The organism is Mesorhizobium sp. C089B (genome assembly GCF_030323125.1).
Lineage (GTDB): Bacteria > Pseudomonadota > Alphaproteobacteria > Rhizobiales > Rhizobiaceae > Mesorhizobium.
In genome coordinates this window covers 3,027,515-3,052,259 of record NZ_CP100469.1, presented here as the reverse complement: position 1 = coordinate 3,052,259, position 24,745 = coordinate 3,027,515, and the positions used below count along the sequence as shown (strand labels likewise).

General features: G+C 64.2%; 25 protein-coding genes. 12 read left to right on the top strand and 13 right to left on the bottom strand.

The annotated features are described in order from the left end of the window. Positions 1-16 precede the first annotated feature (16 nt). Positions 17-871, top strand: a complete 855-nt coding sequence (gene choW, locus NLY44_RS15165) for a choline ABC transporter permease subunit (RefSeq protein ID WP_023669995.1) — start codon at positions 17-19, stop codon at positions 869-871. Next, positions 868-2,049, top strand: coding sequence for a choline ABC transporter ATP-binding protein (gene choV, locus NLY44_RS15160; RefSeq protein WP_023669996.1), 1,182 nt, complete (start codon positions 868-870; stop codon positions 2,047-2,049). Before choW ends, choV begins: the two co-directional genes overlap by 4 nt. A 97-nt stretch (positions 2,050-2,146) precedes the next feature. On the opposite strand, the gene NLY44_RS15155 is transcribed toward choV, so the two are convergent. After that, positions 2,147-4,174 (bottom strand): transcriptional regulator, encoded by a 2,028-nt coding sequence (locus NLY44_RS15155; protein WP_050588536.1) that lies wholly within the window; start codon positions 4,172-4,174, stop codon positions 2,147-2,149. A gap of 202 nt (positions 4,175-4,376) precedes the next feature. Between NLY44_RS15155 and NLY44_RS15150 the strand changes: the two genes are divergently transcribed. Continuing rightward, positions 4,377-5,462 carry a PLP-dependent cysteine synthase family protein gene (locus NLY44_RS15150; RefSeq protein ID WP_023686154.1) on the top strand — a complete coding sequence of 362 codons (1,086 nt, stop codon included), beginning with the start codon at positions 4,377-4,379 and terminating at the stop codon, positions 5,460-5,462. Positions 5,463-5,481: 19 nt separating this feature from the next. Continuing rightward, on the top strand, positions 5,482-6,957 hold the full coding sequence (locus NLY44_RS15145; protein ID WP_023695819.1) for a pyridoxal phosphate-dependent decarboxylase family protein: 1,476 nt from the start codon (positions 5,482-5,484) through the stop codon (positions 6,955-6,957). Positions 6,958-6,984: 27 nt separating this feature from the next. Here NLY44_RS15145 and NLY44_RS15140 read toward each other — a convergent pair whose 3' ends face one another. From NLY44_RS15140 to NLY44_RS15130, 3 genes are all read right to left on the bottom strand, one after another. Next, positions 6,985-7,389, bottom strand: a complete 405-nt coding sequence (locus tag NLY44_RS15140) for a YciI family protein (protein ID WP_023806016.1) — start codon at positions 7,387-7,389, stop codon at positions 6,985-6,987. A 93-nt stretch (positions 7,390-7,482) separates the two neighbouring features. Further along, positions 7,483-8,892, bottom strand: coding sequence for an ATP-binding protein (locus NLY44_RS15135; RefSeq protein ID WP_023751261.1), 1,410 nt, complete (start codon positions 8,890-8,892; stop codon positions 7,483-7,485). Continuing rightward, positions 8,889-9,605 (bottom strand): response regulator, encoded by a 717-nt coding sequence (locus NLY44_RS15130; RefSeq protein WP_023670002.1) that lies wholly within the window; start codon positions 9,603-9,605, stop codon positions 8,889-8,891. The genes NLY44_RS15135 and NLY44_RS15130 overlap by 4 nt, the downstream gene beginning before the upstream one ends. A gap of 258 nt (positions 9,606-9,863) precedes the next feature. On the opposite strand from NLY44_RS15130, the gene NLY44_RS15125 reads away from it, so the two are divergent. The 4 genes from NLY44_RS15125 to clpS all read left to right on the top strand — a co-directional run bounded on the left by NLY44_RS15125 (position 9,864) and on the right by clpS (position 11,376). Continuing rightward, positions 9,864-10,166, top strand: a complete 303-nt coding sequence (locus tag NLY44_RS15125; protein WP_023683677.1) for a hypothetical protein — start codon at positions 9,864-9,866, stop codon at positions 10,164-10,166. Positions 10,167-10,205: 39 nt separating this feature from the next. Then, positions 10,206-10,436: a hypothetical protein gene (locus tag NLY44_RS15120; protein ID WP_023670004.1), complete on the top strand. Its 231-nt coding sequence runs from the start codon at positions 10,206-10,208 to the stop codon at positions 10,434-10,436. A 153-nt stretch (positions 10,437-10,589) separates the two neighbouring features. Further along, positions 10,590-10,937: a hypothetical protein gene (locus tag NLY44_RS15115; RefSeq protein ID WP_023713954.1), complete on the top strand. Its 348-nt coding sequence runs from the start codon at positions 10,590-10,592 to the stop codon at positions 10,935-10,937. Between the two features lie 133 nt (positions 10,938-11,070). Continuing rightward, a complete protein-coding gene (clpS, locus tag NLY44_RS15110) occupies positions 11,071-11,376 on the top strand; it encodes an ATP-dependent Clp protease adapter ClpS (protein WP_023670006.1) in 306 nt (101 codons plus the stop codon). A 44-nt stretch (positions 11,377-11,420) separates the two neighbouring features. Here clpS and NLY44_RS15105 read toward each other — a convergent pair whose 3' ends face one another. Genes NLY44_RS15105 through NLY44_RS15090 form a run of 4 tightly spaced genes read right to left on the bottom strand, consistent with a single transcriptional unit; the run spans position 11,421 to position 18,250 of the window. Beyond that, complete coding sequence (locus NLY44_RS15105) at positions 11,421-13,505, bottom strand: membrane protein (protein WP_023806015.1); 2,085 nt, start codon at positions 13,503-13,505, stop codon at positions 11,421-11,423. 4 nt (positions 13,506-13,509) lie between these two features. Then, positions 13,510-16,335 (bottom strand): DUF4159 domain-containing protein, encoded by a 2,826-nt coding sequence (locus NLY44_RS15100; RefSeq protein ID WP_023806014.1) that lies wholly within the window; start codon positions 16,333-16,335, stop codon positions 13,510-13,512. Next, complete coding sequence (locus NLY44_RS15095) at positions 16,332-17,246, bottom strand: DUF58 domain-containing protein (protein ID WP_023711132.1); 915 nt, start codon at positions 17,244-17,246, stop codon at positions 16,332-16,334. Before NLY44_RS15095 ends, NLY44_RS15100 begins: the two co-directional genes overlap by 4 nt. Further along, positions 17,246-18,250, bottom strand: coding sequence for an AAA family ATPase (locus NLY44_RS15090; RefSeq protein ID WP_023670009.1), 1,005 nt, complete (start codon positions 18,248-18,250; stop codon positions 17,246-17,248). Before NLY44_RS15090 ends, NLY44_RS15095 begins: the two co-directional genes overlap by 1 nt. A gap of 144 nt (positions 18,251-18,394) precedes the next feature. Between NLY44_RS15090 and NLY44_RS15085 the strand changes: the two genes are divergently transcribed. From NLY44_RS15085 to NLY44_RS15075, 3 genes are read left to right on the top strand one after another with little or no spacing between them, the layout of a single operon-like run. Continuing rightward, on the top strand, positions 18,395-19,024 hold the full coding sequence (locus NLY44_RS15085) for a DUF1285 domain-containing protein (RefSeq protein WP_023670010.1): 630 nt from the start codon (positions 18,395-18,397) through the stop codon (positions 19,022-19,024). Continuing rightward, positions 19,024-19,656 carry a CoA pyrophosphatase gene (locus NLY44_RS15080; protein ID WP_023683684.1) on the top strand — a complete coding sequence of 211 codons (633 nt, stop codon included), beginning with the start codon at positions 19,024-19,026 and terminating at the stop codon, positions 19,654-19,656. The genes NLY44_RS15085 and NLY44_RS15080 overlap by 1 nt, the downstream gene beginning before the upstream one ends. Beyond that, positions 19,653-20,924: a CCA tRNA nucleotidyltransferase gene (locus NLY44_RS15075; protein WP_031356134.1), complete on the top strand. Its 1,272-nt coding sequence runs from the start codon at positions 19,653-19,655 to the stop codon at positions 20,922-20,924. Before NLY44_RS15080 ends, NLY44_RS15075 begins: the two co-directional genes overlap by 4 nt. Before the next feature lie 6 nt (positions 20,925-20,930). Here NLY44_RS15075 and NLY44_RS15070 read toward each other — a convergent pair whose 3' ends face one another. From NLY44_RS15070 to hemF, 3 genes are all read right to left on the bottom strand, one after another. Then, positions 20,931-21,116 (bottom strand): DUF1059 domain-containing protein, encoded by a 186-nt coding sequence (locus tag NLY44_RS15070; RefSeq protein WP_023670013.1) that lies wholly within the window; start codon positions 21,114-21,116, stop codon positions 20,931-20,933. 228 nt (positions 21,117-21,344) lie between these two features. After that, positions 21,345-21,605, bottom strand: a complete 261-nt coding sequence (locus NLY44_RS15065; protein ID WP_023806012.1) for a DUF1344 domain-containing protein — start codon at positions 21,603-21,605, stop codon at positions 21,345-21,347. A gap of 301 nt (positions 21,606-21,906) precedes the next feature. Continuing rightward, on the bottom strand, positions 21,907-22,821 hold the full coding sequence (gene hemF / locus NLY44_RS15060; protein ID WP_023806011.1) for an oxygen-dependent coproporphyrinogen oxidase: 915 nt from the start codon (positions 22,819-22,821) through the stop codon (positions 21,907-21,909). Between the two features lie 275 nt (positions 22,822-23,096). Between hemF and NLY44_RS15055 the strand changes: the two genes are divergently transcribed. After that, positions 23,097-23,354, top strand: a complete 258-nt coding sequence (locus NLY44_RS15055; RefSeq protein WP_023683688.1) for a hypothetical protein — start codon at positions 23,097-23,099, stop codon at positions 23,352-23,354. Here NLY44_RS15055 and soxR read toward each other — a convergent pair. Both soxR and NLY44_RS15045 read right to left on the bottom strand, forming a co-directional pair. Beyond that, positions 23,351-23,797 carry a redox-sensitive transcriptional activator SoxR gene (gene soxR / locus NLY44_RS15050; protein WP_023806010.1) on the bottom strand — a complete coding sequence of 149 codons (447 nt, stop codon included), beginning with the start codon at positions 23,795-23,797 and terminating at the stop codon, positions 23,351-23,353. The two genes, NLY44_RS15055 and soxR, sit on opposite strands and share 4 nt — an antisense overlap. Positions 23,798-23,943: 146 nt before the next feature. After that, positions 23,944-24,402 carry a tRNA (cytidine(34)-2'-O)-methyltransferase gene (locus tag NLY44_RS15045; protein WP_023806009.1) on the bottom strand — a complete coding sequence of 153 codons (459 nt, stop codon included), beginning with the start codon at positions 24,400-24,402 and terminating at the stop codon, positions 23,944-23,946. Positions 24,403-24,745: the final 343 nt, after the last annotated feature.

Genomic DNA, 24,745 nt, shown 5'->3' with positions numbered 1-24,745 from the left:
GCATGAGAGGGGCGATATGGATCCGATTTCGAAATTCATGGTCGATCACAAGATACCGATCGGCGCCTGGGGAAAGGCGTTCTTCGGTTTCCTCACCGACAATTTCGACACCGTGTTCAGGGCCTTCTCGAATGGCCTCAATTTCCTGCTCGACGGGCTGGTTGGCATCCTTTTGATGGTGCCGCCGGTGCTGCTGGCGCTGATCATCGCCATCATCGCCTGGCTGCTGCAGCGCTCGCGCCCGCTGGCCATAGGCGTCTTTCTCGGCCTGATCTTCATCATCAACCAGAACCTCTGGAAGCAGACGGTGCAGACGCTGGTGCTGGTCGTGGCCGCCGCCGCCATGGCGATGGCCATCGGCGTGCCGCTCGGCATCTGGGCCGCGCACAAGCCGAAGGTCTACCGCATCATGCTGCCGGTGCTCGACCTGATGCAAACGCTGCCGACCTTCGTCTACCTGATCCCGGTTCTGACCCTGTTCGGTCTCGGCAACGCGCCCGGCCTCATCGTCACCATCATCTTTGTCATCCCGACCGCGGTCCGGCTCACCCATCTCGGCGTCGTCTCGGTGCCGAAGTCGATCATCGAGGCCGGCGAGGCGTTCGGCGCCACCAAGCAGCAGCTGCTGTGGAAGGTCGAGCTGCCCTCGGCCTTGCCGACCATCATGGCCGGGCTGACGCAATCGATCATGCTGTCGCTGTCGATGGTGGTGTTTGCAGCACTGATCGGCGCCGGCGGCCTCGGCACTGAAATCAACCGCGCGCTCGGCTCGCGCCGCATCGATCTCGGGCTCGAGGCGGGCCTGGCGATTGTCGTACTCGCCATCGTGCTCGACCGGATGACGCGTATCGGCGTTGGAGGCAAGAAATGACCGTCGCCGTCGATTTCAAAAATGTCGATATCGTCTTCGGCTCCGACCAGGCCGGTTCGCTGGCTCTGATCGACGGCGGCGCCACGCGCGCCGAAATCCTTGAAAAGACCGGCAATGTGCTGGGTTGCGCCGGCGCCAGCCTGACCGTGCATGAGGGCGAAATCTCGGTGCTGATGGGCCTGTCCGGCTCCGGCAAGTCGACGCTGCTGCGGGCGGTCAACCGGCTCAACGTGGTGTCGCGCGGCCAGGTGCTGGTCAAGGACGGCGACAATATCGTCGATGTCGTGACCTGCGATCAGGCGACGCTGCGGCGGCTGCGGCAGAAGCAGGTGGCGATGGTGTTCCAGCAGTTCGGCCTGCTGCCTTGGCGTACGGTGGAGGAGAATGTCGGCCTCGGCCTCGAACTCGCCGGCGTGCCGGAGCAAGAGCGCAAGGAGCGCGTGCAACGCCAGCTGAAACTGGTCAATCTCGACCAGTGGTCGAAGAAATACGCGCATGAGCTGTCCGGCGGCATGCAGCAGCGCGTCGGCCTGGCCCGTGCCTTCGCCACCGAGGCGCCGATCCTGCTGATGGACGAGCCGTTCTCGGCGCTCGATCCGCTGATCCGCACCAAGCTGCAGGACGAATTGCTGCAGCTGCAGGCGGAGCTGAAGAAGACCATCATCTTCGTCAGCCATGATCTGGAAGAGGCGCTGAAGATCGGCACCCACATCACCATCATGGAGGGCGGTCGCATCGTGCAGACCGGGGCGCCGGAAGACATCGTGCTCAAGCCCGCCAATGACTATGTCCGCGACTTCATCGCCAATGTGAATCCGTTGTCGGTGCTGACCGCCTGGAACGTCATGCGCGACAGCCGCGACCTCGAGCACGGCGATAATGGCTGGGTGTGGCTCGACCGGCGCAAGACGACGCGTTTCAAGATCGACGAGCACGGGCTGGTGGCGGCGGCGGAACGCGACGGCAAACCGGCGGTATGGGTGTCGTGCGCCGATGTCGAGGCGCAGCCGGAGGAGACGGCGCAAGTGTTCTGGGCCAACCCCGGGACCTCGCTGAAGACGGTGATGCTGGCCATGCACCGCTCGCAGACGGCACCCGTGGCGCTGTTCGACGACCAGTCGCGCTTTGTCGGCGCGATCGGGATACGCGATGTGCTGAGCGCGGTGTTGCGGCGCTAGATCATGATGAGATTTGGTTGAAATCTCATCATGATCTAACCCTTTGTTGGAGCATGATCTTTTCCAAAAACCGGTACCCACTTTTTGGGATCATGCTCTAAGCCAGCCCGATGCGCGTGGCGCCGAGCTTGAACAGGGCTGTGGCATCCCGGTCGAAGCGGAAGGTGTCGATGAAGTCGTCGGCTCGGTAATCCGGAAGCGTCTTGCGGATGGCGGCGGCGAAGTTTTTCGCCTCGTCCAGCCGCCCAGCCAACGCCAGGCAGTGGGCGGCGATCGACAGGATGATGACATGTGCGTTGGGGCGGGCGGCCGCCTTCAGCGCCCATTCGGCCGCCTCGTCGAACTGGCCGAGGCGGACATGCGCCATGGCGCGTGCGCCCAGCATGCCGAACAGCATCGGGTCGAACGGCGACAGATGGCGCGAATGATCCGACGATCCGATCGCCGCGTGCGGGTCGCCCGACTGCGAATGCACGAAGGACAGCGCATAGTGGCCAAGCGCGAAGTTCGGGCTGAGGTCGACGGCTCTTTGCAGTTCTAGCACGGACGCATCACCCTCGCCGCGCAGCCACAGCGCCCGGCCCATCGCCCAGTGCGCGGCGGGATTATGATCGTCGACCAAAACGCTCTGGCCGGCCGCCTCAAAGGCAAGCGCGCTGTCCTGGTCGCGGTCGCCCCAGCGCTGGAAGGCGCTCTGCCAATGGGTGAAGGACAGGCCGGCATAGGCGCGGGTAAAGGTCGGATCCTGCTGCAGTGCGATGCCGAAGAAATGCCTGGCCTGCTCGTTTTCGCTGCGGGTGAAGCGATACATATGCCAGAGTCCTCGATGGTAGGCCTCCCAGGCATTGAGCGAATTGGGCGCCTTCAGCATGGCGCGGTTGCGCTCGACCATCTCTATCTCGGATGAGATGAAGGCCACGATGCTGTTGCCGATATCGTCGAGGACAATGAAGATGTCCTCGGGCTTGCGCTCGAAGGTCTCGGCCCAGACGATCCTGGCCGTGCGCACCTCGACAAGCTCGACGGTGACGATCAGGCGGCCGGTCAGGCTGCGCACCGTGCCGGTGGCGACATAGTCGACATCCAGCCTGCGGCCGGCATCTTCCGGCGCGATGTTCTTTTCTGCCAGCGCAAAGACCGAGCCCCGGGCGATTACAAAGAAGTCCCTGAGCTTGGCGAGGCGGGTAATGATGTCGTGGGTCAAGCCGTCGGCCAGCCCACCACAAACGCCGCCGGCATCTTCGGCAAATGGCATCACGGCAAGCGAAGCTTTGTGGGGCGCCGCGGCTTCGGTGGGGGCACGCGCGATCGGGCTGTGGCCCGCCACCGGCGCTACCGCAGGCTGTGCCGGCAAAGTCGCGCAGTGACGTTCCGCGCGAATGGCAAGCCACGCCTGGCGCACAGGGCCAAAATCCAGCTCTTCCGATTGGAAGAGCGATGCTGCTGCGGCAAGATGGTCCTCGCAGGCACCGAACTGGCCGCGCCGCGCCAGCCTCACCAGGAGTGCGACATGGGCGCTGCTGTCGAACGGGGTCAATTCCAGCCATTTTTCGAGATGGGCGGAGACGTCTTCGGAATCGGCCGGCAGCGTCTTGACCAGATGTTCCAGTATAGCAGCTTGGCAGGAACCGAAACGGCGGCGCTGCGCGGTCAGCCAGCTGTTGAAGAGAGGGCTGCGGTCGATCTCCAGCCCTTCGAGGAAGTCGCCGACGAACAGGTCGGAGAGCAACTGCAGTCGCGTCGGCTCGAGCGTTTCGATGCCTGCGGCAGCCGCCGCCGCGACATCCAGAACGTCGACTGAGATGCCGTCGAGATCGAGCGCGATCGTATCGCCCGATGTTTCGATCCTGCGGCGGCCCGGTTCGTCGAGCGCGGCCCGCAGCTTGCTCAGGCACCAGCGCAGCTCACCCCTGGGATCATTTGGAACATCCCACAGCAACTCGCAGAGCTTGCCACGTCCGACCGGATGGGGCGCCAGCGCCAGATAGGCCAGCAGCGCGCGCAGCTTGCGCGATGCCGGCAAGACCACCGGGACGCCGTCGCGCGCAATTGTCGGCGGCCCAAACAGGCGCACGACAACACCTTGATGGCTGCTCGCCAGGCTCGATTCCACGCCAGATACCACGCCTGCTCCCACGCTGACCTGCCGGCCCCTGCTTTACCACCGAGCACGACAAAGTGCACCCGGCTCGCAAAATTTGTGCGCCGAATGTGGTGTTTACCACACTGCCGCACGTCAAGGACCTGTAGTGCGGCAAGGTGTCGAAATCTCGCCGCCCAAACCGCCGGTGTGTAACCGGCCCGTGAGCAAGAACCAGGAGTCTACCATGTTGCATCAGCAGAAAATCAGAACCACGGCCGGCCGCGGCCGCCTGTTCGACAGCATTCTCGACACCATCGGCGACACGCCGGTCATCCGCGTCAATAATCTCGGACCGGCGCACGCCACCATCTACGTCAAGGCCGAGTTCTTCAATCCGGCGGCGTCGGTGAAGGACCGGCTGGCGCTCAACATCATCGAGGAAGGTGAACGCACCGGCGCGCTCAAGCCTGGACAGACCATTGTCGAGGCGACCAGCGGCAACACCGGCATCGGTCTTGCCATGGTCTGTGCGCAGAAGGGCTACAAGCTGGTGGTGACGATGGCCGACAGTTTCTCGGTCGAGCGCCGCAAGCTGATGCGGATGCTGGGCGCCAAGGTGGTGCTGACGCCGCGCGCCGAGAAAGGCTTCGGCATGTACAAGAAGGCGGTGGAACTGGCCGAAGCCAATGGCTGGTTCCTGGCCCGCCAGTTCGAGACCAAGGCCAACGCCGACATTCATGAAGCTACCACGGGACGCGAGATCGTCAACGATTTCGCCGGCTCGCGGCTCGACTATTTCGTCACCGGCTACGGCACCGGCGGCACCGTCGCCGGCGTGGCGCGGGTGCTGCGCCGCGAGCGGCCTGAGACCCGGATCGTGCTCACCGAACCGGCCAACGCGCAGCTTGTCGGCAGCGGCAAGCGGCAGATGCGTGGCGCCGGCGGAGCGCCGGCCGCCAGCCATCCGGCTTTCGAACCGCACCCGATCCAGGGCTGGACGCCGGATTTCATCCCGCACGTCCTGCAGGAGGCCATCGATGGCAACTTCTATGACGAGGTGATGCCGATCGCCGGGCCGGAGGGCATGAAATGGGCCAAGGCGCTGGCGCAGCAGGAAGGCATCTTCACCGGCATTTCCGGCGGTTCGGCTTTTGCCGTGGCGCGCCAGATCGCCGGCACAGCGCCGGCCGGATCGGTGATCCTGTGCATGCTTCCCGATACCGGTGAACGCTACATGACCACGCCTTTGTTCGACGGCATCGAGGCCGAGATGAATGCGGAAGAGCTTGCTCTCTCGCGCTCGACGCCCGGTTGCCAGTTCCCGGCATGATGACGCGGGAGCAAATTGCATGGACGCGATGCCTGGACACTCGGCTACCAGTACCGAGGAAACGCTTGACCCCTCGGACTGGGCCGATGTGCAAAGCCTGTCGCATCGGATCGTTGACGATGCCGTCGCTTACCTGCGCGATGTCAGGCAACGGCCGGTGTGGCAGGAGATGCCTGGAGATGTGAGGGATTTCTTCACCGCCTCGCTGCCGCAATCGCCGACCGCGCTTGCCGACATCTATGGCGATGTCGTGGACAAGGTGATGCCCTATCCGATGGGCAACATCCATCCGCGCTTCTGGTCCTGGTATATGGGGTCGAGCAATTTTACCGGCGCGATCGGCGATTTCCTGGCGGCAATCCAGGGCTCCAATCTCGGCGGCGGCAACCATGCCGCCGCCCTGATGGACGGCCAGGTGGTCGACTGGTGCAAGCAGATGATGGGCATGCCGGCTTCGGCCAGCGGCACGCTGGTCAGCGGCGGCTCGATGGCCAACATCATCGGGCTCACCGTGGCGCGCAACACCAAGGCCGGCATCGGCGTGCGCGAGCACGGCGTTGGAGCAATCGAAAAGCCTTTGCGTTTCTATGGCTCGGACCAGGTCCATTCCTGTCACCGCAAGGGGATGGAAGCGCTCGGTCTCGGCAACAAGGCGCTGCGCCGCATTGCCAGCGACGCCGGCCTGCGCATCGACATTGAAGGTTTGAGGACTGCGATATCGGAAGATCGCGCGGCCGGGTTCAAGCCGGCCTGCATCATCGGCAACGCCGGCACTGTCAACACCGGCGCCATCGACGATCTGCAGGCGCTGGCCAAGCTGGCGCATGAGGAGGACCTCTGGTTCCATGTCGACGGCTGCATCGGCGCGCTGATCGCGATCGCGCCTGAGAATGCACATCGCGTCGCCGGCATCGAATGGGCCGATTCCATCGCGCTCGATCCGCACAAATGGCTGCATGCGCCTTTCGAGGCAGGCTGCGCGCTGGTGCGGGATGCCTCGGCGCATCGCAAGACCTTCGCGGTGACGCCGGAATATCTGGAGTCGACACCGCGCGGCCTCGCCTCCGGCCAATGGCTGCACGATTACGGCCTGCAGACGACACGCGGCTTCAAGGCACTCAAAGTGTGGATGGCGCTGCGGGAACACGGCGTCGAAAAATTCGGCCGCCTGATCGACCAGAACATTGCGCAGGGGCAGTATCTCTCAGGGCTGATCGCGGCCGAACCAGCGCTCGAACTGACGGCGCCGACCAGCATCAACATCGTCTGCTTCCGCTATCGCGCGGATGGTCTCGATGGCGAGCGCGCGAAAGCGCTCAACACCGAGATCATGCTGAGGCTGCAGGAAGACGGAACCGCCGCCATTTCCGATACCACGGTGCAAGGCCGGCATTGCCTCAGGGTGGCGATCAACAACCACCGGACCCGGCGCGAGGATCTCGACCTTCTCGTCGCCGAAACGGTCCGCCTGGGCAACGAGATCGCTTCTGCCTGACCGGCCATGGGGTAGAGCAAGCGGCTCTCAGCCGCTGGCGGCCTCCTGGAAATCGCCCTTCGTCACGGGGAACGCCAGGCCGGGAAGGTAAAATGTGATCGGCCGGATTTCGTAGACTGCCGAGGGATTCACGCGGCGCAAGTCGCGCGCGGCTGCAATCGCCGCCTCCTGCGTGGCGCAGTCGAGGACATAAAGACCCAGCAATTGTTCCTTGGTCTCGGCAAACGGCCCGTCGATGACGATGCCTTCGCCCGGACCGCGCAGCGTCACGGCGTCGGCGGTCGCGCCCAGTCTTGCCGCCGGCCCGAGCTTGCCTTCGCGGGTCAATCTGGCATTGACCTCGAGCAGGTCGTGCATCAGCGCCGCGTCCTGCTGCGGCGTCAGGGACTGGATGGTCTGTTCGACGTGATAGGCCAGGATGGCGTAAAGCATGCGGCGATCTCCTCCTGTTCCAGCGGCCGCACTATTGCAAGGTTGGGTTGGTTGATCCACCCCCGGTGCCCATCGAGACGCTAGTCTGCTGCCTTATGCCGCCAGCGGCAGGCTGAGCTCCGTCAGCAGGCCGCCGCGAGGATGGTTGGACAGGTTGACATCGCCGCCGGCGGCACGCGCAATGTTGCGGGCAATGGTCAGGCCTAGCCCGAGACCGCCGGTCTGGCGGTTGCGCGATTGCTCCAGCCGCACGAAGGAACCGAACACCTGGTCGAGCTGCGCCTGCGGTATGCCCGGCCCCTCGTCGCGGATAACCAGCGTGACCGCGCCGTCCGACTGCCGCAGGCTGACATGGGCTTTCTTGCCGTAGGTCACGGCATTCTGGACCAGATTGTTGACGCAGCGCTTGAGCGCCACCGGCCGCGCCATGCAGATCATGCCACGCGGCCTGGCGCCGTCATGGTCGAACGTGACGTCCTCGAAACTGTCGGCGATCGATTCCACCAGCGACCAGAAATCGATCCGCTCGCTCTTCTCCTCGGTGACTTCGAAGGTGGCGAAGTCGATGACGGAGCTGGCGATGCTCTCGATGTCGGCGAGGTCGTGGGCGAGCGCCTCGCGCGCCGTCGATCTGCGCAACAGCTCGAGGCGCAGCCGCATGCGGGTCAGCGGCGTGCGCAGATCGTGGGCGAGCGCGGCGGCCAGATGTTCGCGGTCCTCGACATAGTCGCGCAGCCGGACCTGCATGGCGTTCACGGCTTTGGCCGCGGCGCGGATTTCGCGGCTGCCGGTCTCGGCGATCGGCGGGCTCTTCAGGTCCGTGCCGATCCGGTTGACCGCCGTTTCCATCATCCGATAGGGCGCCGTCAGCCGGCGCAGCGACCAGATCGACATGATCACCACCAGGGCCGCGATCAGCGAATAGAGCGGCAGGCTGTCGAAGCTCAATATCGGTCCGACCGGCGTGTTGGGCTCGGTGAAATTCAGCCATTGGCCGTCGGCGAAGCGGACAGATGCCGTCAGCTTGTCGCTCTGGGCGAAGCTGGCCGCCAGCGATAACAGGTCACGCTCCACCGCGCCCACATCCTTGGTCACGGCCACACCGCCAGGCGCGTTGGCTGCCTGGGTTGCCGGATCGCGCCGGACGCGGGCGTCGGTGATGCCGAATTTCGACAGCCGCCCGACCAGGATGTCCTCGAGTTCGGCCAGTTCGTCGTCGCCGGCGATCGACGAGGTGACCGCGGGCGTGTCCGAAACGGTGAGCGCATAGGTGGCGTTGAACAGACCGGAGGCCGTCAGCTTGCGCTGCTCCGGCGTGTCGTCATGCATCAGCTGCACCAGCGAATAGGCGCGGTCGTTAAGCCGGTAGAGATCGACCTCGTCATTGGCGACGGCACGATCGCGCGAGACGATGTAGAGCGTGGCGACCTGGCTGATCAGCAGGCCGGCAATGACGATGAGCAAAACCCAGACCGGCAGGGTTTGCGGCAGGAAACGTCTCATTCGGAGGTGGTCTCGGGCAGGAACTGGTAGCCGCCGCTGCGCACAGTCAGGATCAGTTTCGGCGTCTTGGGGTCGTCTTCCATCTTGCGCCTGAGACGGCTGACCAGGATGTCGATGCTGCGGTCGAAGGAATAGTCGCTGTCACCGCCGGAAAGCTCGATGAGCTGGTCACGGGTGAGGACGCGCTGCGCGCTTTTGACGAAGGTCTGCAACAGGTTGAACTCCGCCATCGTCAGTTCGACCCTGACGTCGCCCGGCGCCATCAGCCGGCGGCGCGAGCAGTCCATCGTCCAGCCGGCAAAATGATAGATCTGCTTGGTGGTGGCCCGCTTCGGCTCGGCAGCACCATTGCGCCTCAAAACGGCGCGGATACGGGCCAGCAGCTCGCGCGGATCGAAGGGTTTGGGCACATAATCGTCGGCGCCCATTTCCAGGCCGACGACGCGGTCGGTGGTCTCGGTGACCGCCGTCAGCATGATGATCGGCGTCGAGTAGCTGGCGCGCAGGTCGCGGCAGAGCTCCAGCCCGCTCTTTCCCGGCAGCATCACATCAAGCACGATCAGGTCTACCTGCGTGCGGCGCAGTATGTCTTCCATCTCGACGCCGTCGGCGGCAACCGTGGTGCGCAGGCCGCGCTTCTGGAAGAATTCCTGAAGCAGGTCGCGAATGCCCTTGTCGTCGTCGACGATCAGTATGTGCGCATCGGATTTCACGGCGATCCTGTCATTGCTGGCGGCCGGTCGGCGGCTGCCTTCTGAGTCTGCTTCTGTGGCGTCACCCACACGATAGAATTCTGGCCACATGTTGGCCAGCGGCGATGATCGCCCGCAAAGCCGATTTGCCAGAAACAATTCAGAAACAAAATTCTATAGTCCGGAAAAACTCCCGAAAAAAATCAAGGGCATAAAGGGTGCCGTGGCGGTCAGGACATCGGCTGCGACGCGAAGTCTCCGGAGTAACGGACATCACCAATGCACAGGTTCACGATCAGCTTGATGGGTGCGCTGCTCAGCATTCCGCTCGTCACAGCCGCGGTCGGAGCCACAACCGCAAAGGTGACGCCGATCACAAGGAGCGAGCGCTGCATCGATCTCAATCGCCAGGTAGACGAAGCCCTTGAAACCCATGCCGCGGCAACGCAGGTCACCGCGGCGAAAGCACTGCAAAGAAAGGGAAACCGGTTCTGCGCCAACAAGAAACAGGCACAGGGTATCCGGATGCTCGCGAACGCTTTGAAGCTGCTTGGAGTGACACCGATCGACCCGGTTCAGTGACACTCGAAACACGACCCGCACAAAGAAGGAAATGAAGCCATGAAAAAGTCCATCCTCTCCGCCACCGGTCTCGCCGTCGCTCTCGCTTTCGCAATGCCGGCTCTGGGCAATGCCGCTGCCACCACGACCGCTGCTCCGGCTGCTTCCACGACCACCGCTCCGGCGACCACGACCGCCAAGCCCCCGGTGAAGAAGGTCGTCGCCAAGAAGCCCGTCAAGAAGCACAAGAAGGCGAAGAAGGTCGTCAAGACGGACGCCCCGAAGGCCTGATCCAGACAGCCAACAGGCTTGTCTGTAACAAGGCCGCTCCAGCACCCCCCCGGCTGGAGCGGCCTTGTCGTGTGAGCATGATTACCCGTTGATGGGTGCCGGCCACCCAGGACTTTAACCCGTTTGCAATGCCGGTCCGGTATGATAGCCCGCATGAAGAAGCGGCTTTCATCCATTCTGCGCTCGATGGCCATCGGCGGCCTTGTGGCCTCGGCAATGGTCAGGGTGCTGATCCAGTTCACCGCCAGCCCGGTGCCCGATCCGGTGAGCGGGCGCACAGAGCCGTCGCTGTTTGCACCGGCAATCTCCAGCAGCTGGCAATACATCACACCATGGCAAAGCCTGCTGCTTACCGTGATCACCGGCGCGGCGCTGGCCTGCTTCTTCGGCTGGCTCGCGGTCGCCTGGGTCGAATACAAGGCGGCCGGATCAAGGCCGGATGCGGCATCCAGCGCACGGCAATTCCAGGCTCGTCGCGTCGCCAATCGCCAGGGCCGTTGAACCGCAGCATACACTTCCTAAATTTGTGAACGGCAGCACTTCCGGGAAGCCGGTTTGGCGCGCCGATCAAAATGGACGACGGCTTTCCCCCATGACAAAGTGAGAGCGACCCCTCGCGCGATACCGGTTCCCGATGCCTGAAATCAGTTCCAAACCCCGCACCAAGACCAAGCCGCGGACCGAGCGGCCGAAGCTCTACAAGGTCATCCTCATCAATGACGATTTTACGCCGCGCGAATTCGTGGTGACGGTGCTGAAGGGCGAGTTCAAGCTCAGCGAAGACCAGGCTAACCGGGTGATGATCACCGCGCACCGGCTCGGCGTTTGCGTCGTTGCCGTCTTCACCAGGGATGTCGCCGAGACCAAGGCGACACGGGCCGTCGACGCGGCCAAGGCCAAGGGGTACCCGCTGCTGTTTACGACGGAGCCGGAGGAGTAGGTTGAGCGTCTTTCTCCCCGTATAGTGACGGGGAGAAGGGATCCTTACCTTCCCTCTCTGTACCACATCGCGCCCATGGCCAGCAGCAGCAGGCAAAGGCCGAGGAAGCCGCCGAACAGGGGTACGCGCGAGACGGCTTTGAGCACGCTGTCGTCGGTGCTGCGCAGGCCGATCCAGTCTGCGCCCGAGGCCGCACCGGAGGCGCGGACCGGGACGATGGAGGGCAGGGCGACGCTGCCGGTGAGCTGGCCAAGGGTGGAGGAGGCCGCCAGCCGGCGCACGCTGCCGCCGGTGGCCTCAGTCGGAGCCTTCAACCGGTCCTCGGTAGAGACGACGTCGGAGAATTCCGGCGCGTTGACCGGGCCGACATGGGCGAGTGCGGTCAGGTCACCATTGCCGATCTGGTAGAGGCCGATCTCCTTGGTCTCGATGCTGCCCAGGAAAACGCCGGGTTCGGACTTCTCCAGCTTGACGATCAGCGCCTTGCCCGAAGGGGTGATCACCTGCGCCGGGCCGGGATCGTCGCTCATCGTCTGGCGGCGGATTTCCAGCATCATGCCGCGGCCGTCGGCGGTCAGCCGCTCTTCCTCGAGTTCAGGTTCCTTCATCAGCCAGTGGGCGATGCGGCGGTAAAGCTGGACATGCGGCCCGCCACCCTCGAAGCCGCGCGCCCATAGCCAGCCCTGATCGGACAGAAGCATGCCGACGCGGCCTTCGCCCTTATGATCGAGCAGAAGCAGCGGGCGGTTGTCGGCGCCCTTCATCACCACTTCGCCTTCGGGGTTCTGCACGCCGATGGTGCGGAACCAGCGGCTCCAGCGCGGCGGCTCGGTCGCCGAGCCGTCGAGGCCGCGCGTCACCGGATGGCGCTGGCCGAGATCGGTGAGGCGCGGATAGAAGGCCTTGTCGATGACTTCGCCGGTCGGCATTGCCGGCAGCGACGACATTAGCGGGGTGCGGGCGATCGAGGAGTCGCCGGCATATTCCGGCCCGGCGGCGATCAGCAGCGCGCCGCCCTTTTCGACGTACTCGGAGATGTAGTCGTAATAGAGGATCGGCAGCACGTCGCGGTGCTGGTAGCGGTCGAAGATGATGAGATCGAAATCCTTGATCTTCTCGACGAACAACTCGCGGGTCGGGAAGGCGATCAGCGACAGTTCGTTGATCGGCGTGCCGTCCTGCTTTTCCGGCGGCCGCAGAATGGTGAAATGGACGAGATCGACCGAGGCGTCGGATTTCAGCAGATTGCGCCACGTGCGCTCGCCGGCATGCGGTTCGCCGGAAACCAAAAGCACGCGCAAGTTCTCGCGGATGCCGTCGATCAGCGCGATGGCGCGGTTGTTGGCGTCGGTCAGTTCGCCCGGCTCGCGGTCAATAGAGAGTTCGACGATGTTGCGGCCGGCGCCGGGGATGGTCACCTGCAGCGGCATCGCCTGGCCGATGGTCGCTTCTTCGACCGCGACCTGCTCTCCATTGACCGAGACGCGGACATCGACCGGGCCGGTTTCGCCGTCGGTGGCGATGACGCGGTAGGTCATGTCGAGCGGCTTGCCGACGAGGCCGAAGCGTGGCGCGTTCTCGAAGCGGATGCGGCGGTCCTTCTCGTGCTCGTTGCCGGTGATCAGCGCGTGCAGCGGCGCATTGAAGTCGGGGGCGGCCGGTGCGTCATGCACCTCGCCATCGGTGATCATGATGGCGCCACCGATGCGCGAGGGCGGCACGTCGCGGAAAGCGCCTTCAAGCGCTGCAAAAAGCTTGGTCTCGGTGCGCTCGTCGGCGGCTTCCGACTTGCCGGCCTCGACGACGCGGACGTCGAACTGCTTGAAGCGGCCAAGGCGCTGCTGCAAACCGGCAAGCGCTTCGTCGGTCTGTTTGGTCCGGTCGCCGATATCCTGGCTCTGGCTGCGGTCGACGATGACGGCAACGACGCTCTTCAGCGCCTCGCGCTCCTCATCGAGGAAGACCGGATTGAGGAGTGCTGCGCCCAGCGCAATCAGCGCCGCGAAGCGGAAGATCGCGCCGCGCTGGCGAAACCACAAGCCGACAGCCGCCAGCACCAGCAGCGGTGCGAGCACCAAAGCCAGCAAGGGCCAGGACAGCAGCGGTTCGAAGGAAACCGACCAGTTCATAGGCTTACTGCCCCAGCCGTTCGAGCAGGATCGGCACGTGCACCTGGTCGGATTTGTAGTTGCCGGTCAGCATGTACATCATGATGTTGACGCCGGCGCGCAGCGCATAGATGCGCTGCATCGGATCCGATGGCACGGTCGGCAAAAGCGGGTCACCATTCTCGTCGACGGCCCAGGCGCCGGCAAAATCATTGGCGGTGATCAGGATCGGCGAGACGCCGTCGCCGACGCGTACCGGCCGATTCTCGGCATTGCTGGCCTCGAGCGAGGCTTCCACCCAGAGCGGGCTGCCGGAGAAGCGGCCGGGAAATTCGGGCAGGATGAAGAAGGATTTGGTCAGCACATGGTCGGCGGGCACCGGCTCCAGCGGCGGCACGTTGAGATTGCCGAGAATGTCGCGCAACCGTTCCGTCGCCGGGCTCGCCGAATCCGCACCGATGCCGTTGGCGAACTGGTCGCGCGTGTCGAACAGCACCGTGCCGCCCTGCTGCATATAGGCGTCGATGCGGGCGATCGCGGCTTGGCTCGGCATCGGCGCGGAGGGGTCGATCGGCCAGTAGATCAGCGGATAGAAGGAAAGCTCGTCCTTCGAGATATCGACGCCCGCCGGCGCGCCCGGCTCGAGCGCGGTCTTCTCGATCAGGAAGCGGGTCAGGCCTTCGAGCCCGGCGCGGCTGATCGAATCGTCACCGGGCACACCGGTCAGCACATAGGCGATGCGGGTCTTGGCAATATCCTCGATAGCCGCGGCATCGCCGGGCTTGGCATCGTCGGCGCGGGCGAGGTCGGCATGGCCAAACAGCATGCCGAGGCCAAGCAGCAGCGCAGCCGTCGTTGCCGCAGCCGAGCGGGCGCGGCGCGGCCGGCGCGAGATCAGCCCGCCCATCCAGAACACCGCCAGCGTGTCGAGTAGCATAAGCACAAGTGCCGCTGTGACCAGCGATCCCTTGAGGTCGCGCGATTCATCGAAAGCGTACTGGATATTGGTCACCGGCACTGTGAATTGCGGGCGCACCAGCGGCGCGAAGGCGGTGGCCGGGTCGAGCAGATTGTGGGCGAAAACGCCGGTTTCCGAGCCATAGAGGCCGGGCGGGTTCTCGAACGTCACCGGCAGCGAGCCGGCGCCGGGGACCAGCGGTCGTGCGTCCGGCGTCGGCGGCACCAAAGTGCCGTCGGCGGCTATCATGCGATAAGGCGCCAGCGACGTAGCAGCGGCTTCAGCGTTGGCGACCGCCGCACCCTGGTTGCGCGACAGCTGCACAATGCGCCGCAGCATCTCGACGAAGCTGCCGGAGATCGGCAGCGTCGACCATGTCGCTTCCGGGGTGATGTGGAACAGAACCAGCGTGCCCTTGCCCTTCTTCAACCCGGTCACCAGCGGGGTGCCATCGGCAAGGGTTGCCCAGGTGCGTTCGACGATGTCCGGCGTCGGTTCGGCCAACACCTGCCGGCTCACCGTGATCTCGGCCGGCGGTGCGAGGTCGGCGAACGGGCCGTTCTTCGGGAATTCGGTCACCGCTTGCGGCGTCGTCCATGACAGCGCGCCGCCAAGCGAGCGCTCGCCGGTGCGCAGCCTGACCGGCAACAGATCATCGTCATTGCCGGCGGCGGCCAGCCGCGAACCGGCAAAGCGCACCAGCGTGCCGCCATTGTCGACCCAGTCGACCAGCCGCTGATGGACCTGCGGCGGAATGGTACCGATATCGGCCATGACGATCATCGCCGGCTTCTGGTCGAGAAGCTGCGGGATGGCGTCGGCGAGATCGACGCTCGACGGTTCGACCAGATCGGCGAAAGGCTGCAGCGCGCGCCTGATGTAATAGAGCGGCGACAGGAGCGGCTGCGCCTGGTCGGCCTCGGCCTGCGATAAAAGTCCGACGCGGCGGCGCTTGGAGCTTTCGTCGAGCACGCGCACCGCACCTGCCTGGCGTTCGCCGTCGAGCGCGATCGAGGCGAAGTCGTTGCGCAGTTCGAACGGCACCGCCATCGTGCCGGTGGCAGTAGTCTCACCCGGCGCGAAGGTCAGCGTCGCGTCGGCGATGCGGCGGCCCTTATCGTCGAAGGCGCCGGCGGTGACTTGTGCCGGCGCCGGATCGCCGGGCGCGCGGATGGCGGTCAGGGCGAAGCCGTCGACCTGATTTTCGGCGCCAGTGAGCCCAGTCAGCGCCAGCCGGTCGGAATTGGCCCAGACGACACGGGCGGCGTTTTTCGACAGCAGTGTGTTGAAGGCGGCCTCGTCGCCCTTTGCCGCAAGACCGTCGGCGAGAACGGCAACGCTGGCGCCGGGCAAGGCTTCCAGCACGCCGGCGACGCGGGCATAGACAGCGGGTCGGTCGGTCGGGATCGGCCTCGGCTTGGCGGCGCGCAGCCGGTCGAGGGCAGCCGCCGCATCGAAGGGGCCGATCTCGGCGTTCGGCTTTTCGGCGGTGAAGGCGATGACGACCGGTACGCCGTTCGAACCGGCATCGGCGATCAGCCGCTGGGCGGTGGCGACGCGCTTGCCCCAGTCGGCGGCACTCGCCCAGTCATTGTCGATGACCAGCGCCAGGGCGGCGCCCTCGGCCGGCAATTTTTCGCGCGGATTGAAAACGGGTTCGGCTAATGCCGCGACGACAAGGGCTGCCATCAACAGCCGCAGCAGCGTCAGCCACCACGGGCTCTGCTGCGGCGTTTCCTCGCGCTTCAGCACGCGAGCGAGGATCTTCAGCGGCGGAAAGATTTCGGACTGCGGCTTGGGCGGTGTGAGCCTGAGCAGCCACCAGATCACCGGCAGCGCCAGCAGGCCCCACAACACCATGGGAGCGCCAAAGGAGAGCGGCAGCCAGCTCATGCGCCGGCCTTTCCCACGAATGCGCCATCGGCGGTCATCGCCATGTGGATGCGCACCAACGCCTCGGAAGCGAGGCGGTCGGTGTGGTTGACGGTGTAGCTCCAGCCGAGGCGCTTGCACCAGCTGGCCAACTCCTGGCGGCGGGCGGTGTAGAGCAGGCGATATTCGTCGCCGAGCATTTCGGCGCGGCCGGCGGTCAGCTTGTCGCCGGTCTCGGGATCGGTGAATTCGGTGCGGCCGGCATAGGGAAAGGTCTCCTCCGCCGGATCGGCAACCTCGATCAGATGCGCACGCACGCCATGCCGCGCCAGCACATCGAGCCATTCCATGGTCTCCTCGACCGGGTCGAGGAAATCGCTGACGACGACGATGTCGCAGAAGCGGCGGATGGCGGACAGGTCAGGCTTTGCCGGCGGGTCGGTGGCGTGCATCAATTGCGCCGCGATGCGCTCGGCGCCGTTGCGGGCGGTGAACGGATCGGTCAGGCCGGGCCAGGCGATGCGCTCGCCGCTGCGAGATAGCAATTCGGCCATGGCCAGTGCCAGCACCAGCGCGCGCGATTCCTTGGAAACGCTGGCGCCAGTCGATTTGTAGAGCATGGAGGGCGATGGGTCGGCCCAAAGCCACACCGTGTGGGCTGCTTCCCATTCGCGGTCGCGCACATAGGTGTGGTCGTCCCGGGCCGAACGGCGCCAGTCGATGCGCGAGGAATCGCCTTCGACATAGGGGCGGAACTGCCAGAAATTCTCGCCGATGCCGCGCTTGCGGCGGCCATGCCAGCCGGCAATTACCGTATTGACGATACGGCGTGCCTCGACCAGCAGGTCCGGCACCAGCGAAGCCCGCAACCGTCCCCTGGCGAGCGCGTCGCGCGTCGCTGCCGGTGCCTGGACTTCGCCGATACGCGCCATCAGATTCCTTTGGCCAGTTTCGCTACCACGTCGCGCACGGTCGTGCCCTCGGCGCGGGCGGCAAAGGTCAGCGCCATGCGGTGCTGCAGCACCGGTTCGGCCAGCGCGCGGATGTCGTCCACCGACGGCGCCAGCCGCCCGTCATAAAGCGCGCGCGCACGGGCGCACAGCGTCAGCGCCTGGCTGGCGCGCGGGCCGGGACCCCAGGCGACATGCTTGTCGGTCTCGGCATTGCCCTGGCCGGGACGCGCCGAACGCACCAGTTTGAGGATGGCGTCGACGACGCTTTCGGGCACCGGCATACGGCGGATCAGCGTCTGGATTTCCCTCAGCCGCGCCGGTTGCAGCACGTTTTGCGCCTTGGCGTCCTCGATGCCGGTGGTCTCTAGCAGAATGCGCCGCTCGGCCTCGATTTCGGGGTAAAGGATGTCGACCTGCATCAGAAAGCGGTCGAGTTGCGCTTCGGGGAGGGGATAGGTGCCTTCCTGCTCCAGCGGGTTTTGCGTCGCCAGTACATGGAAGGGCGCGGGCAGGTCGTGGCGAATGCCGGCGATGGTGACGTGATATTCCTGCATTGCCTGCAGCAGCGCCGACTGGGTGCGCGGCGAGGCGCGGTTGATCTCGTCGGCCATCAGCAATTGCGCGAAGATCGGGCCGGAGATGAAGCGGAAGGAGCGCTTGCCGGCCTCGTCCTGTTCCATCACCTCTGAGCCGAGAATGTCCGACGGCATCAGGTCGGGTGTGAACTGGATGCGGCGCGAATCGAGGCCGAGCACGACACCGAGCGTTTCGACCAGCTTGGTCTTGGCAAGGCCGGGCACGCCGACCAGCAGCGCATGGCCGCCGGCAAGCAGCGCCACCAGCGTGCGCTCGACCACCACTTCCTGGCCGAAAATGACACGGCCGACGCCGTCGCGCACCCTGGAAATATCGGCCAGCGCCGTCTCGGCCTGGGCGATCATGTCCTTTTCGCTGATTGGGCTTTCCTTGACCATTACGCTCATGCCGCATCGATCCTTGTGCTGGAAGTACCGGCTTGCACTGTAGTGCCTTAGAATGCCGCGATTCGGCTTCGCCTGGCGCCTACGAATGAATTTAAATCACAGACTTAGGCTGACAAGCGGAACAACAGTGACTATTTCGTGACCATGACGGAACGCTCCGAACATCGCGAACACAGCCTTGCTGCCGCAACCGAGGCGCGCGGTCTCGAAGCGTTGATCTCGCGTGCGGCTCGCGCCGGCAAGGGCGCGGCGCCGGTGGAGCGCTGGAATCCCGACTTTTGCGGCGATCTAGACATGGAGATCAAACAGGACGGAACGTGGTTCTATCTCGGCACGCCGATCGGCCGCATGCCGCTGGTGCAGCTGTTTTCCAGCGTGCTGCGCAAGGACGAGGATGGCAGGACCTATCTGGTGACGCCGGTCGAACGGGTCGGCATCCGCGTCGTGGACGCGCCTTTCATCGCGGTTGAAATGGATGTTTCCGGCGCCGGCGCCGAGCAGACCATCACTTTCCGCACCAATGTCGGCGATGTCGTCGAGGCCGGACCTGGCCATCCGCTGCGCTTCGTCGACGAGAACGAGACCGGCGGCCTGAAACCCTATGTGCTGGTGCGCGGGAGGCTGGAAGCGCTGGTGGCGCGGCCGGTGATGTACGAACTGGTCGAGCATGGCGAGGAGATCGATATCGGCGGCAAGACGATGTTTGCCGTGCGCTCGAAAGGCGAAATCTATCCGATCATGCCGGCGGAAAAACTGAAGCGGCTGAGCGCATGATGGATCAGGTGAGGCCGCCGCCGTTTTCCACAGCGGATTTTCGCGCGCGGGTCGCCGCGCAAGCTGAAGCCCATGCCGGCGACGATTATGGCGATCATCGCTTCAACCCCGGCCATCCACGGTTGACGCAGCTCAAAGCGCTGCGCGACGCCGCGGTGCTGATCCCGGTCGTCGATCATGGACGCGATGCGACCGTGCTTTTGACCAAGCGGGCGGAAAAACTGCGCAGCCATTCCGGGCAGGTGGCTTTTCCTGGCGGCACCATTGATCCCACCGATGCGACCCCGGAAGCAGCGGCCTTGCGCGAGACCTTCGAGGAGATCGGCCTCGGCCATGACCGCATCGAGATCATCGGCCGCATGCCCGATTATGTCGCCGGCAGCGGCTATCGCATCGCGCCGGTGCTGGCGATCGTCGAGCCCGGTTTTACGCTGTCGCTCAATTCCGACGAGGTCGACGCCGCCTTTGAAGTGCCGCTTTCGTTCCTGATGGATCCGGCCAACCACACCAGGGACAGCCGCATGTGGAACGACCTGGAATGGTTCTTCTACGATATGCCCTATGGCGGCCAGCGCATCTGGGGCGTCACCGCCGGCATCATCCGCACGCTCTATGAAAGGCTCTATGCTTGAGTGATCCGATATCGCTGGCGGGCAGAGCCGACTGGCTGGGTGAAAAGCATCTGCAGCGGCTGCTTGCCGTGCTGGCGCAGGGCGGCGAGGAAGCCCGCATCGCGGGCGGCGCGGTGCGCAATGCGCTGATTGGGCAGCCGGTCGCCGATATCGACGTTGCTACCACTTGCCTGCCCGAGGAAACCGTTCGCCGCGCCGAGGCGGCGGGCTTCAAGGCGGTGCCGACCGGCATCGAGCACGGCACGATCACGGTGATTGCCGGCGGCGCGCCCTATGAGGTCACCACGCTGCGCGCCGACATCGAGACCGATGGCCGCCGCGCCAAAGTGTCGTTCGGCCGCGACTGGAAGGCCGACGCCGAACGGCGCGATTTCACCATCAACGCGCTCTATGCGGAGGCTGACGGGACGGTCGTCGACCTGGTCGGCGGCGTCGGCGATATCGAGGCACGAAGGCTGCGCTTCATTGGCGATGCCGAGCAGCGGATCCGCGAAGACTATCTGCGCATCCTGCGTTTCTTCCGCTTTTTCGCCTGGTATGGCGAGGGTCGGCCCGATGCCGAGGAATTGAAGGCCTGCGCCCGGCTCAAGGACGGGCTCGCCCATCTCTCGGCCGAACGCATCTGGTCCGAGCTGAAGAAGTTGTTATCGGCCCCAGATCCGTCGCGCGCCTTGCTGTGGATGCGCCAGGCCGGCGTGCTCACCAGCGCCCTGCCGGAAAGCGAGAAATGGGGCATCGATGCCATTCATGGGCTGACCAAGACAGAGAAGGATCTGGGCTGGGCGCCGGACCCGCTGCTCAGGCTGGAGGCGATCGTGCCGCCCGATGCGGAGAGGATGAAGACACTGGCCGAGCGGCTGAAACTTTCGACCACTGAGGCGGAGCGCCTGCGCCACTGGGCGCTGACGGCTGCCGTCGAGCCCAAGACAAGCGAAGCGGAACTGGCCAAGAAACTCTATTCCGGCGAGCCCCAGGGTTTTCTCGATCGCCTGCGGCTGTCGCTGGCGTCGGCGCGAGCGCGGGCTCTCGAGGACAATGACGCGCTGGTTCAGGCCGGCGGGTTTTCGCGCCTGCTCGCTTTTGCGCTGAAATGGGAAAAACCGGTGTTCCCAGTCAAGGGCGGCGATCTGACGGCGCTTGGTGCGTCGCCGGGGCCAATGCTCGGTGCGATCCTGAAAAACCTGGAAAAGGAATGGATCGGGTCCGGCTTTGCGCTCGATCGCGACGCGCTGCTGGAGCGCGCCGCGGAAGCCTTGAAGGCCAGATAGGACTGCTCAGGCCGCGTCGCGAACTTTCTCGATGCGCGAGCGGATCGCCTCGATCATCGTCTCGCGAATGACCGTTTCGCCATGTGTCTCGCGCATATGGTCGACGGCGCGGCGCATGACCTCGGCTTCCTCACCGGCACGCGTGTGCCACTCACAGCCGGGAACCAGCGAGCCGCAATGGAATTCCTTCATGGGATTTTCTCCTTTCCTCCTTGGAGCCTGTGCCTCTCATGGGCACGAAGCTCCGCCATCTCTGTTCCGCGCCCTGTCACAGCAGTCGGTTTCGGGGGCACGCACGGGGGAGCTAGCATAACACGGTTCGACCATTTTAGTTGCCGTGGGTGCGAAAAAGGCGGAGCAGCGCTGCTCCGCCCCTCTTGTCAGGCTAAGCCAAGGCAAGACCGTTCGGTCTTGTCCCCATCACTTCACGATCTTGACGGACTCGGCAACCTTGTTCTTGCCGCTCATGTCCCAGGAAACGCGGACCTTTTCGCCGGCCTTCAAGCCAGGATCCTTAAAGGTCTTGGGCAACGTAAAGGTGGATCCATCGTCCAGAACGAGGCTCATGGCCGTGCCGTCATAGGTCTTGACCGTGCCCGTGGTGTGCTTGACTGCGGCAAAGGCAATCGAGCCGGAAGCGAGAAGGGCAGCGGCGGTTACCGATACAATGAGCTTTCGCATGGTAAGTACTCCTGGAAAATGCGGGCATTCGTTTGGGAAAATGCTCCGCTTCGTTAGCGGGCCGTCCGGTCGCGTCGAGTCGCGATACCCTTTCATGACGCAATTCCGAATGGAAAACCGCTACGCACTTTTCCTGAAATTGCTGTCGGGCGAACCGCCGGCGCTTCCCGACCCGGAAACGACAAATAGTCGTTCCATTTCAACTGCCTATTAGACGAAAAAGATAATCCCGGAGCCACATTCGGTGCCCAGATTCAGGGAAGTGGACGCCATTGTGGCTCACGTTGCGCTCACAGAGAGTTTACGGCCACCTGACCTCCGGCGGCAGGCTGGACAGGATCGAGGCGACATTGCCCCCGGTCTTCAGGCCGAAAATGGTGCCGCGATCGTGAAGCAAGTTGAATTCTACGTAACGGCCGCGGCGAATGAGCTGCTCGTCGCGGTCGTCATCGGTCCAGTTCTCGTTGAAATGGGCGCGAACCAGGTGGCCGTAGACGACAAGGAAAGAACGCCCGACATCCTGGACGAAGTTCAAATCGGCATTCCAGCCGCCTTTCTCCTCGCCCGAATGCAGCCAGTCGAAAAAGATGCCGCCGACGCCGCGCGGCTCGTGGCGGTGCGGCAGATAGAAATACTCGTCGCACCAGGCCTTGAATTTGGGGTGGTCGGCGATCGCAGCGTTCTTCTCGCAGGCGAACTGCATGGCTCGATGGAAGGCGATGGTATCGGGGTCGTCTTCGGTGCGATGGCGATCAAGCACCGGCGTCAGGTCAGCGCCGCCGCCGAACCAGTGGCGCGACGTCACGACCATGCGGGTGTTCATGTGCACGGCCGGCACGTTGGGGTTCCACGGATGCGCAATCAGCGAAATGCCTGATGCCCAGAAGCTCGGATTCTCCTCCGCGCCGGGCATCTGCTTCCTGAATTCGGGCGAGAACTCGCCATAGACGGTCGAGGTGTGGACGCCGACCTTCTCGAAGACGCGGCCCCGCATCATCGACATGGTGCCGCCGCCGCCCTTTCCATTGTCGCGTTCCCACGGCGTCTTCTCGAAGCGGCCGGGCGACCATTCTGCCAGCGGACCGGTCAAGTCGTGCTCGATCTGCTCGAAGGTGGTGCAGATGCGCTCCCGCAGCGTCTCGAACCAGAGCCTGGCCTTCATTTTCTTCTGTTCGATGTCGGCTGGCAGGCCTGCCGGTATTTCTGGTCGTTCCAAAATGCTGTCTCCGGTCGCAGCCGACAAAGGACCTAGTGGAGTGAATTTGACATTTGCACACAGCGTGGCGCAGGGCACGACGCAAATGTCAAATTCGAAAACTCTGCTAGAAACATAAACTTGCTAGCGGTCCTTGTGATTCCAACATTCGCAACGGCGCCTGGGGATTAGGGAGGCGAATGTTGGAATCGGACCACTAGCCTTTTCCGGGCGCGATCCCTAATCTCTTAGGGGCAAGGGTCAAGTGTCATCTGGTTCGGCCCAGGAGTTCTTTCATGCGCACGCCGGCAAGACCGCCGCTGCATGGCCTGAAGAAAAGGCTCGATCGTTCACGCGCCGAGCGCGAGCGCATGCCGCGTGACGGGTTTTTGCGGGAGACCTTTGTCTTGCCGCGCCCCGATGCGCGGCTCAAAGCCAAGGAATGGTTCGAACGCTTTCCCAAGCAGGCCTACTGGACCGAGATCGAAAGCTGGTTCGAACGGCCAGGCGACGTCATCGAATTCACGATACGGCGGCTGCCTGCGGCGGATTAGAATTCCGCAAGCAGTCGCCTTGCGCCCGGCCCTTGCGCACTCAAGCGATCTTCCCTGTTTCGCAGCGGGCATTTGTCGATCGACATGCAGCCGCAGCCGATGCAGTCGGTCAGGCCGTCGCGCAGCTTCTTTAGCTGAGTGATCTTGCGATCGAGGTCGTCGCGCCAGCCGGTCGACAACAGGTTCCAGTCCTCGCGCGTCGGGGTACGGCCTTCTGGGAGCGATTCAAGTGCGGCGCCGATCTCGGCTAGCGAAATGCCGACCTCTTGGGCGATCCGGATGATTGCCACCCGCCGCAGCACGTCGCGGCCATAGCGCCGCTGGTTGCCCGACGTGCGGTGGCTGCGGATCAGCCCGCGCCGCTCGTAGAAATGCAGCGCCGAAACCGCCACGCCGCTGCGCATGGCCAACTGGCCGACCGTCAATTCCTTTACCGGAGCCATCTCGATTTTCCGCTTGACCTCAACTTAAGTTGAGCTTGTAGCCAGGAAAGGTCGATAGGGCAATTGAGGAGAAGGCGATGTGCGCCTGGGTGAGAATGATGCAAGACGCAACGGCCGTTGGCGATGACGACAACGCGCTGAAGGGTCTAGCCGAGCTGCCGGATGGCTTCACCGGCGACCATGGCGACCGACAGCGCGACGTTGATGCTGCGCGTGCCCGGCTGCATCGGGATCGTCAGCCGCCCATCCGCCGCCTGATGGACAGGATCCGGCACGCCGGCGGATTCGCGGCCGAACAGCAGGATGTCGCCTTGGGCGAAGCTGAAGCCCGCATAGGGGGTCGCGGCTTTGGTGGTGAGCAGCACCAGCCGGCAGGCTTCGCCCTTGCGCCAATCCTCGAAGGCGTTCCAGTCGACATGGCGGGTCAGGGCAGCCATTTCGAGGTAGTCCATCCCGGCACGCTTGAGCGCTTTGTCGGAGAGCGGAAACCCGGCTGGTTCGATGATGTCGACGCCAAGGCCGAGGCAGGCGGCGAAGCGCAGGATAGTTCCGGTGTTGCCGGCGATGTCAGGCTGGTAGAGGGCGATGCGGAGACGGTGGTTCATTTCCGCGTCTTTCTAATAAGTGGCAGATCGGCCACAGCGGGTGGCTGGTTTTGGAAATTGCTGGACCTGCGGGTGGCCATTTTCTGCGAAGTCGATTATACCGCACGCATTGTCAACCCGAACCGATGGAGGGGTATTTCATGATGACCATGCACATCCAGCGCCCCTCCCGTGGGCTTACCTGCCTGCTGGCGGTTTCGGTACGACGATTTACCTGATTTCTTAGATCTGATCGCACCGATTCCCGCCGAACCCGATTTTCGGCTCTCGAAGGAATCCTGCGATGTTTTTCAACCGGTTAAAGGGGCCAAGCGCCCCAGCTGAGCATGTCGCGACCGAGGCC